Below are 12,837 nucleotides of genomic sequence, written 5' to 3' on the forward strand. Positions count from 1 at the left end.
ATCTTTGCGGACTATTCAATATTAAGACTAATGAAAATATCATACAATTGGGTAAAGCAATTTATTCAACTTGATTGGGACGCTGAAAAAACTGGAGAACTTTTAACTGATTTAGGGTTGGAAGTGGAAGGAATTGAAAAATATGAATCTATTCAAGGTGGCTTGGAAGGAATTGTTATTGGACATGTATTAACATGTGTGCAACATCCAAATGCTGATCGCTTAAAAGTAACTACCGTAGATGTAGGAACTGACGAACCTATTCAAATTGTTTGTGGTGCGCCAAATGTAGATGCAGGACAAAAAGTACCTGTTGCTACGGTTGGAACTACTTTATACGATGCCGAAGGAAAAGGATTTAAAATCAAGAAAGGGAAAATTCGTGGAGAAGTTTCTAACGGAATGATTTGCGCTGAAGATGAACTTGGTTTAGGTGAAGGTCATGATGGAATCATGATTTTAGATGAAGCTCTTGTTCCTGGGACATTAGCAAGCGAAGTATTCGATATTGAAAACGATACTGTTTTTGAAATTGGATTAACACCAAATAGAGCTGATGCAATGAGTCATCATGGTGTTGCCAGAGACTTAAAAGCTGGTTTAGCTCAAAAAGATATCAAATTAGAATTAATTACACCTTCTACAAGTAGTTTTAGAGTTGATAACAGAACTTTAAAAATGGACGTAGAAGTTGAAGATAGAACGTTATCTCCACGTTATTGTGGTGTAACGATTTCTGGCGTACAAGTAAAAACGTCTCCAGAATGGTTACAACATCGTTTAAAAGCTATTGGTTTAACACCAAAAAACAATATTGTTGATGTTACAAATTATGTGTTACATGAACTAGGACAACCACTACATGCGTTTGATGCAAACTATGTTTCTGGGAATAAAATTATTGTAAAAACACTTGAAGCTGGCACAAAGTTTACAACATTAGACGAAGTAGAACGTGAATTACATGAAGATGATTTAATGATTTGTGATGCTGAAAAACCATTGTGTATTGCAGGTGTTTTTGGAGGAATTAAATCTGGCGTGAGCGAGCATACAACTAATATATTTTTGGAAAGTGCTTATTTTAATCCTGTTTCTGTTCGTAAAACAGCAAAACGTCACGGACTAAATACAGATGCTTCGTTCCGTTTTGAACGTGGAATTGATCCAAACATTACAGAATATGCTTTGAAAAGAGCGGCTTTACTAATTCAAGAATTAGCAGGTGGAGAAATTACAAGTGATGTAACGGACAGTTATCCAACAAAAATTGAAGATTTTCAAGTACGTGTTTCTTATGAAAATGTTGCCAAATTGATTGGTGAAGAGTTACCAAAAGAAACTATTAAGAATATTTTATCTTCTTTAGAAATTAAAATTAATTCGGTTACAGATGCTGGATTAGGATTAACAATTCCTGCATATAGAGTTGATGTACAACGTGAAGCAGATGTAATTGAAGAGATTTTACGTGTATATGGTTATAATAACATCAAGTTTGATGAAAAGTGGCATATCTCGGTTTCAAATACATCTCGTTATGAAGATTATAAATTACAAGATGTTGTTGGAGCACAATTAGTGTCGCAAGGTTTCTATGAAATTATGGCGAATTCATTAACAACAGCATCGTATGTGGAACTTTCTGAACAATTGAAAGAAGAACACAACATTACCATGTTGAATCCTTTAAGTAATGATTTGTCCGTAATGCGTCAATCGTTGTTATTCTCAGGATTAGAAGCCATTTCTCATAATATCAATAGAAAAAACAGTGATTTAAAATTCTTCGAGTTTGGAAAAACATATCATGCATATGATGAAAACCGTGAAGAACACAAACACTTATCTTTATTAATTACAGGAAATACAACTGCTGAAACGTGGAGACAAAGTAAACCTGTAACAAGTGACTTTTTCTATGTAAAAGGAATTGTAACAGCTGTTTTAGCACGTTTAGGTTTGCATTCACTAAAAGTTTCTCCTATTAAAAATGATATCTTTTCTGAAGGATTAACATTGAGTTTAGGGAAAACAAAATTAGTAGAATTCGGAATTGTAAAACGTGCAGTTTTAAAAGCGTTTGACATTAAGCAAGAAGTAATCTATGCAGATTTCAATTGGGATAATGTGATTGAAGTTGCTAAAAACAGAAAAATCAAGTTTAAAGATATTCCTAAGTTTCCAAAAGTTCGTAGAGATTTTGCTTTGTTGATTGATGAAAAAACAACGTTTGCAGAAATTCACGCTATTGCGAAACAAAGTGAACGTAATTTACTGAAAGAAGTGAATTTGTTTGATGTATATCAAGGTGATAATTTGCCTAAAGGCAAGAAAAGTTATGCAGTAAGTTTTACGCTTCAAGATGAACATAAAACACTGACTGACAAACAGATTGACAAGATCATGAATAAGCTTCAGCAAAGTTTTGAGAAACAATTAGGTGCTGAGTTGAGATAAAATCTCAACTGCGCTCGATGTGATATGTTTAGAAATTAAATAATAGCATTCAATATATAATAGAAACGTTTTTTACAATTGTAGAAAGCGTTTTTTGTTTTAAAGTACTTTTCAATTCTAAATCTATTTGAAATTTTACACGAAACATTATAAAAAAGTGGTACTATTTTTGTTGAATAGTTATTCATGAAATTATTTTACTTTTTATGTTTTGTAACTACTTTTGCTTTTGGACAAGTCAATACAGAAAAATTTGTTGATATCACTTGGTATCCAACTTCTCGAGAAGGACCTGGAAAAATATATTCTTCTGTGAAAAGTCACAAAAAGAGTGACTCTTTTATAAAATTTAAAAGCGATCAAACCTTTATTGTTCCAAATATACAACGACGAAGATGTCCAACTGGTGAGAAACCATTTATAGAAGGAACTTGGAGTTTAGAATTTATTGATGGTGCTTCTATTCTGTACTTAACACGTAATAATAGAACCACGTCTCATAAAATTTTATATGCCAATCAAGGAATGTTACAATTACAATTCGTTAAATAGTACGGTAAAACCGTAATAGCTACTAAATATTTTTTTTGTATTTTTAAGCTTCAAAAAAATAATCATGTTAGACAAAATTGCAAATCTTGAAGGATTTAGCTATATCGCTAAAAAAGGACAACGAAATATTATCGGTGGCGCACCTCGTTTTTGTAGTCATCGTAGACCTTGCGATTTTCCGTATGCATGTTATCAAGGAATTTGTAGACTTCCTTAAGTATATTAAAATTCAATAAAAAGAACCATATCAACCAATCCATTATAAAAAAAAGTCCCTTGAAAATGTTTCAAGGGACTTTTTAATTGTATAAATTTTCGTGATTAGACTTTAAACATACATCTTTTCACGTTGTTCTTTTATTTTTTTATCGCTCATGTAATCATCAAACGTTGAATATCTGTCGATAACTCCAGTTGGCGTTAACTCAATGATTCTATTGGCAACTGTTTGTGCAAACTCATGATCATGCGTTGTGAATAGAACCGTTCCTTTAAAGTTTTTCAACGAGTTGTTGAATGCTGTAATACTCTCTAAATCTAAGTGATTTGTTGGTTCATCTAACATTAATACGTTTGCTCTAATCATCATCATACGAGATAACATACAACGTACTTTTTCTCCTCCTGAAAGTACACGAGCAGTTTTTAATGCTTCTTCTCCACTGAAAATCATTTTCCCTAAGAATCCACGAACAAATACTTCTTCACGTTCTTCTTCCGTTTTTGACCATTGACGTAACCAATCAACTAAAGTCATGTCATTATCAAAAAACTCAGCATTGTCAACTGGTAAATACGCTTGTGAAGTTGTAACTCCCCACTTATATTCTCCGGCATCTGCTTTGACATTTCCATTGATAATTTGATAGAAAGCACTTGTAGCACGCGAATTTTTAGAAATGATCGCAACTTTATCACCTTTTGCTAAGTTAATATCTACATTTTTAAATAGTGTTTCTCCTTCTGCACTTGCAGTTAGTCCTTCAACATTTAATATTTGATCTCCAGCTTCGCGTTCTCTGTCAAAAATAATTGCAGGATAACGACGACTTGAAGGTTTTATATCTTCTACTTTTAAACGTTCTAACATTTTTTTACGAGATGTTGCTTGTTTCGATTTGGCAACATTCGCACTAAAACGCATAATAAATTCTTGTAATTCTTTTGCTTTGTCTTCTGCTTTCTTGTTTTGTTGTGCACGTTGTCTAGCAGCTAACTGACTACTTTCATACCAGAATGTATAGTTTCCACTGTAGTGGTTTATTTTTGAGAAATCGATATCTGAAATGTGTGTACAAACCGAATCTAAAAAGTGTCTATCGTGCGAAACCACAATTACACAGTTATCATAGTTTGCTAAGAAATGCTCCAACCAAGAAATTGTTTCAAAATCCAAGTCGTTTGTCGGCTCATCCATAATTAACACATCAGGATTTCCAAAAAGTGCTTGCGCTAATAATACACGTACTTTTTGTTTTCCGTCCAATTCGCTCATTAGCGAGTAATGACTTGCTTCTGATATTCCTAAGTTTGATAATAAAGCTGCTGCATTTGAATCGGCATTCCAACCATTCATTTCTTCAAATTCTACTTGCAACTCTCCTACACGTTCACCATCTTTATCTGAAAAGTCAACTTTTGCATAGATATCGTCCATTTCCTTTTTGATAGCAAATAATGGTTTGTTTCCCATAATTACTGTTTCCAATACTGGAAATTCGTCATACGCATAGTGATCTTGTTCTAATACTGACATTCTTTTGCCAGCCTCAAGATGAACATGTCCCGAAGTTGGGTCCATCTTTCCTGATAAAATTTTTAGAAACGTAGATTTACCAGCGCCATTAGCTCCGATGACACCATAACAATTTCCTTGATTAAATGACGTATTTACTTCGTCAAATAAGACGCGTTTTCCAAATTGTACGGATAGATTAGATACAGATAACATTCTTTATTATTTTTTAAACTTTTTTTATATTGCGCAAAAGTAACAATTAGATTGAATATTACAGCGGTTTGTCTTAACGTTTTAACATAGATTTTTAACAACCCATTAACAGCGTATTGTATTTGTGTTAGTTAGATTTGTTAAAACTTGAAAAAGTTGACCATATTACTATGAAATATATTACCCCTTTATTGCTTATTCTTATATGCTTTGGTTGTAATGAATCAAACAAAAGTGGTGACAAAAATGTTGCTTATTTTGGTGGTGAAATTATCAATCCTAGTGACGAATATGTGCTTTTGTTTCACAATGATGAACTTATCGATTCCATGAAACTCGATGAAGACAATCGTTTTTTAGTGAAATTAAAGGATCATAAAAATGGTTTGTATAAGTTTTTCCATAATCCAGAACATCAATATATCAATTTAGAGAAAGGTGATAGTTTATTACTTCGTTTGAATACACTTGCGTTTGATGAATCTCTGTTTTACACAGGAAAAGGTTCAGAAAAGAATAATTTTTACACTGAATTATATTTAACACAACAACAATACAGAGATAACTCATTATACAGAGATTGCAAATTGGATCCTGTTACTTTTGAAAAACGTATCGATTCTATTTACAAACAACGCATACAGCGCAATACTGAGTTTTTTACTCAAAACCCTTCAGCTTCTGAAGATTTTAAGGATTTCATTACCAATGTTATTACGTATACAAAGTATAGATGTAAAGAAACCTATGAAAATACATTTCATGAAAGAATAAACGATTCTATTACGATTCCAAAAGATTTTTTTGAGTATAGAAGAGATATCAATTTAAATGATTCTACACTAAATTATTATGTACCATATATTAGGTATGCAATGCAGCATATTAATAATGCATCATATAGTGAATGTATTAAGAAGTCATTGAAAGAGAATACAAAAATTAATACTTCACTTACGTACAATAAAAACAAGCTTAAGCTAATTGATAGCTTAATAAAGTTACCTAATGTTCGTGATGAATTGTTACGATATACAGCGTATTCTTATTTTAGAAATAATCATACAGATATTGATAAGAACAATGATTTTTTCAAGATGTTTCAAGTTATATCAAAGAATTCAGAGTCTAAGAAAGAGATTTCTAATTTACATAAAGGTATTAAAGATTTACAAAAAGGTAGCTTTTTCTCAGATAAGATATACGTACAAGATTCTAAATACAATAAGATTCCTGTTAATACTTTAAATTCTAAGAAAGGAAAAACTGTTTTCTATTTTTGGACCTCTAGACAGACAGGACATAAGAAATTGGTAACACGCAAAATTAAACAACTAGCAAAAGAGTTTCCTAATTTAAATATTGTTGGGATTAGTTTGGATACTGATCATAAGCGTTGGAAACGTGCTTTGAGAGAATTAGAATTTCCTGTAAGTAAGCAATACCGCGTTGAAGATGATGAGAGTCTTGCAAGAGATTTTGCGCTCATTAGTATTAATAAATTAATCATTACCGATCAAAGTGGACGTATTATTGATGCATTTTCTAACGTGTACAACACAGATTTAAGAGATCAATTGAAGAAGTAATATTTTTCAAAACATATCATATATAACACAAAAAAAGCGTCTTCAAACTGAAGACGCTTTTTACGTATATAATAAATGAAACTATTACTAGTTTCCTTTTTTGTAATCTGCTAAGAATTTTGCCAATCCGATGTCTGTTAAAGGATGCTTTAATAATCCAACAATTGATGATAATGGACCTGTCATAACATCAGCACCAATTTTAGCACAATCAATAATGTGCATTGTGTGACGTACAGAAGCTGCTAAAATTTCAGTTTCGAATCCGTAGTTATCATAAATCATTCTAATTTCTGCAATCAAGTTTAATCCATCTGTAGAAATATCATCCAAACGACCAATAAATGGCGATACAAATGTTGCACCTGCTTTTGCAGCTAATAATGCTTGTCCGGCAGAGAAAACTAACGTTACGTTCGTTTTAATTCCTTTATCAGAAAAATATTTACACGCTTTTATTCCATCTGCAATCATTGGAAGTTTTACTACAATTTGTGGATCTAAAGCTGCCAACTCTTCTCCTTCTCTTACCATTCCTTCAAAGTCAGTAGCAATTACCTCAGCAGAAACATCTCCTTCAACAATTTCACAAATAGCTTTGTAATGGTTGATGATGTTTTCTTTTCCTGTAATTCCTTCTTTCGCCATTAGCGATGGATTTGTCGTTACACCATCTAAAATTCCTAAAGCTTGTGCTTCACGAATTTGATCTAAGTTAGCCGTGTCGATAAAAAATTTCATTTGTTTTCTAAATTTAGTATATGAAAGTTGTGTTTGTTATTTGGGCGTTTTTACAGGCTTTCCGCTATATCTTTTACCGTGTTCTCGATACAAATTTGTGATTTTCGACTTCGCTCAATGCACAAATTCACTCGAACTAACGATAAAAGGATGCCGCTTCAAATGCTACGCATTCATGATTTCCGATTTATGGAAAATATAATGAATGAATAATCCTTAACGCAAATTCTGCGTAAAATTACAATATTATAAGATGTGATTATGAACTTCACACAGAGAATAGTCCGTGAGTTATCAACATTTCAAAACATAAAAAAGAAAGTCAATGGCTGATTTTATTATTTTTAAATTATTATAAAAAGCCAGAGTACACACAAATCAAAGCAATTGTATCAAAAAAACCGTGAACAGCAATCACAAACCACAAATCATATTTACGAAGGTAGAATATAGTTGCAATTAATCCTCCAATAACTCCAGTTACAATTTGACCCGAAATTCCTTGATAACCATGTAAAAAACCAAAGAAACAAGCAAATACTATAATATTGATGATTATACTTGTTTTTCCATCTCCAAAGAATTTTACAAACTGTTTCATAAAATACCCGCGAAAAATGATTTCTTCTCCAAATCCGGCAGAAATCCAAATGAAAGGTAAAAAGGTTAAGCATGATACCAAATCGCCTTCTAAAGCTTTAAATTCGGAATAATCCAATGGACTTCCTGTAAGTTTATTAACTGTAGGCACCAATACAAAAGCATAAAAAGCAAAGAGTCCTAATGCTACTAATGGAGCTAATATGAAGATGTTTCTGAGTGTGAATTTTTCACGTTGAAATCCAAGTGCAGAAAATGGTTTCCCTTTGTATTCTATATAGTTTGCTATAATGATAAGTATCGAGATGACGATGTTTACAAAATAATTTAAATGTATTGGTCCAAACCATAAAAAGCAGGTGACAGCAATAGTAATTAATGGAATTAATGTTTGGCGTAATGTAATTTTGTTCATTTTTTTGATTTTAACTTCAAAGCGAAATAAAGAAGTAAATCTCTCAAATGTCCTATAAACATTATTACTTTTACTGAATGGTCGTGAATTTATGACTGAATAGTCTGTGATTTTTACATCTTTTTTTCAAACCAATTTAAAAAAGCTTTTCGTTTGTAACGACTGATATTGATTTCTGGCACTTCTGAGGTAAGAATAGAAGATTTTATTTTAACCAACAACTTTCCATTTTCTATTTTTTCAATTTCATCAATGGAATTTATATGAATAATGATTTGTCGATTTGCTCTAAAAAACAACTGACTGTTTAGTGTTTCTTCTAATTCATTTAAAGTAAAATCAGTTATAATAGTTCTTCCATCATATTTAACTGCATACACAATTTTATTTTCACTATAAAAACAAGCAATATCTTCATATGTAAGTAATGTTGTTTTTGCACCATGCGCTATTGTTATTTTTGCTTCTTTGATTGATGTTTTATATAAATCATATACATCTTTCGCATATAATATGACCAATGCAATAAAGCAGATGAGTAACGTTAATAACAAACCAATTAAGAAATAATAAAATTGTTTTTGTCCGTTAGCAAGATAAGTAACCATTATATAAAAAGGAATATAAATTAAGATGATATATCCTAATGTTGATACTACAAAACGTATAATAGTAAGGGCTTCTACTTGCTTTGAAAAGTATTTTCTTTTATAAAATTTAAAATTAACATCAGTCATAAAAATAACAATAGCTCCTAATATAATTGAGGCAATAATTCCATGAAAAGGAAAGGTGTATGCATCACTATCTGGGAAATTATCACGTTCTGAAAGATGATTGATTACAAATGAAAAGATGATTAAGAATAGTAATTTTCGAATCCAATTCCATGAAAAGAGACTTGACAACTTGTGTATCAAAGTGTTGGAATTTGTTGTTTCTTTTTGTGTTTTAGGCATGAATTGAATTCTCAGTTTTCATAGAAATTCAAAAGTAAAAAATTATTTTGTGTATGTGTTAGTTCTTCTAATTTTATAAGAACTATTAAATTTATACCGTAGACTTAAAACTTTATTTTACGAAAAAAGCCTGCATTACACAGGCTTTTACAATCGAGGTTTCAAAGTATGCTACTGCTTCAAAAATTTCAAAACAGTAGTATTTTAATGATGCATATACAATGCATTTGTAAGTAACTAAACTTTGATTTCCTTTATAATAACTACAATTTTTTCAAATAGCTAATCATGACTATTTGTTTGTTACTATAAAGTACGATAAAACTTATGGAAGATGAACTAAAACATGTATAGTTGTCATGTTTATGTGTAGTGTTGGTTGTTTTTTGAATGCCAATTCATTTTATTTAATTCTTTTACAATATTTCATAAGCATTCTCTTGGCTTCTTGATCGCCAAATTGTGATGATTTTTGAAAATTAGAACAAGCGTTTGTCGTGTCTTTTTTAGCAATATATGCTTCGCCTAATAAAAAATAACTGTCTTGTAGATGCGTTTTTACAGCAACAGTTTCGTTTAGCCTAGCAATAGCATTATCATATTGTTCAAGACGTACATATTGTAATCCAAGTTGATAGATAATATCACCTTCATCTACTTTAAATAAAAGTTCATCATCATAGTTATTTTCATCATAGGTATTCAAAAAGATGTCTGTACTTTTAATAACTCCTTCTGTTTCGTTAGCTTTTAATAGATATTCAACAGCTTTTGCATGCTGTTGTTGATCACCATATACATAACCAATGTAGTATAGCGCTAATGTATTATCTGCATCAAAACTTAACACTTTTTCAAAATCTTCAATCCCGCTTTTAATTTCATCTAACCAAGTTATTTTTACATAACCTCTTTGAATCAACGCCATTCTGTAGGTTGGTGTTTTTTCAATAGCTTTATTTAGTTTTAAGATAGCTTCTTCATGTTTATGATTTCCGCTAAGCTCAATAGCTTCTTTATAATAATCTTGTGCGGATTTCATATCACAGCTTGTTAGTATAATGATTCCAAGTACTATTTTTAAAATTTTAAAGAGTTGTAGTTTCAAGATGTTGCAGTTTAGTTTATTTTTTGAATTACTTTTAGGTATAGGTTTTCAACTTTTTCACGTGCCCAAGGCGTTCGTCTGAGAAATTTTAAGCTTGACTTTACAGAAGGATTGCTTTTAAAACAGTTGATATTGATTCTTCCTGATAATTCTTCAAAACCATAATAATCTACTAAGGTTTCTACAATCTCAACTAGTTTAACACCATGTAATGGATTGTTTGGTTGTTCGTTACTCATCTTTTTTTATTCTTTTATATGTATATCTAGTGTTTAATAGGCCATTTTTATCTTTAATAAATAACGAGTCCTTTTGTACTTTTAATAAGGTGTATTGACGGTTTCCAATAACCAAATCTGAATTTTTGAGTGTATATGTAGCTTCAAACGAAAAATCTTGTATTAAAAAAATGATAGCACCATCGCTTTTAAATGCACATACTACATCTTCATTCATAAATGGATCTGGTTTTTGCTGCTTTGGTTCACTACCAATCAGTTCTTCCTCATCATCAAGGTCACTAACTTTATCTATCAATTCCCAAGTTCCAACAATTCCTTTTTTAAAATCAGCTTGAGCTGAACAAAAATTGAATCCAATTATTAAGAAAAGCAAAAAACTTATGTGCCTATATACTTTCATGTTTTAGGAAGTTTGGAGTTCCAAATGTTTTTTAAAGTAGTCAATAAACCAATACAGATCGTCCAATACGTATTGCTCGTTTTCTCCGTCAAATCCAAGTAGTAAGTGTTTTTGATTATTACTGTCTACTAAAAATAATTGACCTTGGCAAATATCATTATCAAGATGGTTTACAACGTATTCAAAGTCTTTTACATTGGCTGCTTCAAAACGCTGTATTTGATATTCTTCAACTATTTTAATTATTTTATGATCTAATATTTTTTTGTTTTTGTTTGCTTTCATCTTAGAACGCTCACGAAAAATATTTACAATTCCAATAGCCAGAATAAATATAATTATACCAAAAATTTTTCCGCCGCCTCGTCCTGTAAATTCAATTTGTGAAGTAAGAACAAATACCATAGCACTTAATGCAATTACAATGGGTAAAATGATCAACCCAAATACGACTACAAAATCTACTTTTGATTTTCCAATGATGATTTTATCATTCTCCTTTGAGAACGAGATTTTTAATCGTCTTAGTTTTGATTCTAACAGAAATGTATTAGTACTATTCATTATAGTTTAAACGATTTTTAGAATTTTAAAGGTATTAAAGGTTTTCAGATATTTTACTATGCCCAATTTTTCGAATAATAAAATCTTCATAGGTTTCTCCTTTACGTGTATCTAAATCCATTTGTGGGCAATAATAAATACCTTTCGCACCTACTTTTTCGGCTTGTTCTTTTATTGTTTTTAAATGCAATGGATGATGAAATACTTTACTCATCGTAGTTGGTACAGCATTTGCGAATTTGTCGGAAACAACGTAAATCGTAGGATCATCTGCAGATAACATGTGTAGCATACTTGTTTTTTCTATGTATGCTTTTGTTTCTTCAGTAGAAAATTCGGCACGATTGTCAATCCCATAATATAGAAAAATTCGATGTTTATTTAGTATTTCTTTGATTTCTTCTGCACCAAACCCTTCATTTTCATAGCTAGAAAATACCGTTTTGTGCCAGTTACTCACATTATAATTGGCTTGTGTTCCAATGGCAGTAATACCTTCAACTCTTGTAGATTCTCTTAAAACAACATCTGTATGTTGAGCTTCTGCCATTTCATCATGGAGCCCAATCCACATTGCCGTTGCACCACCTGCAGAATTCCCAAATAGCATCACTTTTGACTTGTCAATGTGCAATGTACTTGCATGATAACGAATGTATTGCAATGCTCTTTTGGCATCAGTTAAACTATTAAAAATTCCTTGTTTATTTCGCGGATCTATATACCGATAATTGATCGTTATTACCGCTATGTTGTTTTCCAAAAGTGTGTTGATGAGACTTCTGTGATGGTATGTATTGTAATAGTTTTCCTTTTTGCCAGTAACAAATCCTCCACCGTGAATCATAATGAGTAAAGAAGAAGCTTCCGCTTTATTGGGTTGAAAAAAATCAAACACGTTACGTTCATCAGTTCCGTATAAAATGTCTTTATAGAATAATGTTGTTGGTGATGCTATTGAAAAAGGAGCTTTAGAAGCAATAAATTCGTTTTCTAAATTTTGAGGACAAAACGAAGTTGTCTCTTGCGTACAAGAACTATATATACTTACTAACAACATTAGAAATACACTTAGCAGGAATCGTGTTAATGTACTATTTTTCAAGTTATTATTTTTAAAATTAATTTGTTCTTTAATCCAACCATCACACAGATTTTTTTTGCGTTTTCTATTTGCAAATAATTAGCATAGAAATTATTGTCGTGTATTCATGTCTGTTTAGAGGTGTTTTAGATTCTTGAGAAGCAATTTTTTC

Annotated in this window: 13 protein-coding genes; 4 read left to right on the forward strand and 9 right to left on the reverse strand. The window is 31.1% G+C overall.

Annotation, left to right across the window (positions count from 1 at the left end; genetic code table 11):
• Window positions 1-30 precede the first annotated feature (30 nt).
• The 3 genes from pheT to ACUUYC_RS20735 all read left to right on the forward strand — a co-directional run bounded on the left by pheT (window position 31) and on the right by ACUUYC_RS20735 (window position 3,229).
• Window positions 31-2,460 carry a phenylalanine--tRNA ligase subunit beta gene (pheT, locus tag ACUUYC_RS20725; RefSeq protein ID WP_474268994.1) on the forward strand — a complete coding sequence of 810 codons (2,430 nt, stop codon included), beginning with the start codon at window positions 31-33 and terminating at the stop codon, window positions 2,458-2,460.
• A gap of 186 nt (window positions 2,461-2,646) precedes the next feature.
• The gene (locus ACUUYC_RS20730; protein ID WP_474268995.1) at window positions 2,647-3,012 is read left to right on the forward strand and encodes a hypothetical protein; all 366 of its coding nucleotides are present in this window, start codon (window positions 2,647-2,649) and stop codon (window positions 3,010-3,012) included.
• Window positions 3,013-3,076: 64 nt separating this feature from the next.
• Window positions 3,077-3,229 carry a hypothetical protein gene (locus ACUUYC_RS20735; protein ID WP_474268997.1) on the forward strand — a complete coding sequence of 51 codons (153 nt, stop codon included), beginning with the start codon at window positions 3,077-3,079 and terminating at the stop codon, window positions 3,227-3,229.
• A 111-nt stretch (window positions 3,230-3,340) separates the two neighbouring features.
• On the opposite strand, the gene ACUUYC_RS20740 is transcribed toward ACUUYC_RS20735, so the two are convergent.
• Window positions 3,341-4,963, reverse strand: coding sequence for an ABC-F family ATP-binding cassette domain-containing protein (locus ACUUYC_RS20740; protein ID WP_474268998.1), 1,623 nt, complete (start codon window positions 4,961-4,963; stop codon window positions 3,341-3,343).
• Window positions 4,964-5,133: 170 nt separating this feature from the next.
• On the opposite strand from ACUUYC_RS20740, the gene ACUUYC_RS20745 reads away from it, so the two are divergent.
• Window positions 5,134-6,552: a TlpA family protein disulfide reductase gene (locus ACUUYC_RS20745; RefSeq protein WP_474269000.1), complete on the forward strand. Its 1,419-nt coding sequence runs from the start codon at window positions 5,134-5,136 to the stop codon at window positions 6,550-6,552.
• Window positions 6,553-6,639: 87 nt separating this feature from the next.
• On the opposite strand, the gene fsa is transcribed toward ACUUYC_RS20745, so the two are convergent.
• From fsa to ACUUYC_RS20785, 8 genes are all read right to left on the reverse strand, one after another.
• Window positions 6,640-7,293 (reverse strand): fructose-6-phosphate aldolase, encoded by a 654-nt coding sequence (fsa, locus tag ACUUYC_RS20750; RefSeq protein WP_474269002.1) that lies wholly within the window; start codon window positions 7,291-7,293, stop codon window positions 6,640-6,642.
• Window positions 7,294-7,645: 352 nt separating this feature from the next.
• Entirely contained in the window at window positions 7,646-8,308 is a 663-nt protein-coding gene (locus tag ACUUYC_RS20755; protein WP_474269004.1) for a lysostaphin resistance A-like protein, read from the reverse strand.
• A gap of 113 nt (window positions 8,309-8,421) precedes the next feature.
• Window positions 8,422-9,267 carry a LytR/AlgR family response regulator transcription factor gene (locus tag ACUUYC_RS20760; protein ID WP_474269006.1) on the reverse strand — a complete coding sequence of 282 codons (846 nt, stop codon included), beginning with the start codon at window positions 9,265-9,267 and terminating at the stop codon, window positions 8,422-8,424.
• A gap of 403 nt (window positions 9,268-9,670) precedes the next feature.
• The gene (locus tag ACUUYC_RS20765) at window positions 9,671-10,309 is read right to left on the reverse strand and encodes a tetratricopeptide repeat protein (RefSeq protein WP_474269008.1); all 639 of its coding nucleotides are present in this window, start codon (window positions 10,307-10,309) and stop codon (window positions 9,671-9,673) included.
• A gap of 77 nt (window positions 10,310-10,386) precedes the next feature.
• Entirely contained in the window at window positions 10,387-10,614 is a 228-nt protein-coding gene (locus ACUUYC_RS20770; RefSeq protein WP_474269012.1) for a VF530 family protein, read from the reverse strand.
• Entirely contained in the window at window positions 10,607-11,017 is a 411-nt protein-coding gene (locus ACUUYC_RS20775; RefSeq protein WP_474269014.1) for a hypothetical protein, read from the reverse strand. Before ACUUYC_RS20775 ends, ACUUYC_RS20770 begins: the two co-directional genes overlap by 8 nt.
• Before the next feature lie 3 nt (window positions 11,018-11,020).
• Window positions 11,021-11,581 carry a hypothetical protein gene (locus ACUUYC_RS20780; RefSeq protein WP_474269017.1) on the reverse strand — a complete coding sequence of 187 codons (561 nt, stop codon included), beginning with the start codon at window positions 11,579-11,581 and terminating at the stop codon, window positions 11,021-11,023.
• 34 nt (window positions 11,582-11,615) lie between these two features.
• On the reverse strand, window positions 11,616-12,686 hold the full coding sequence (locus tag ACUUYC_RS20785) for a carboxylesterase family protein (RefSeq protein ID WP_474269019.1): 1,071 nt from the start codon (window positions 12,684-12,686) through the stop codon (window positions 11,616-11,618).
• Window positions 12,687-12,837 lie beyond the last annotated feature (151 nt).

This window comes from Kordia sp. E (assembly GCF_056033805.1).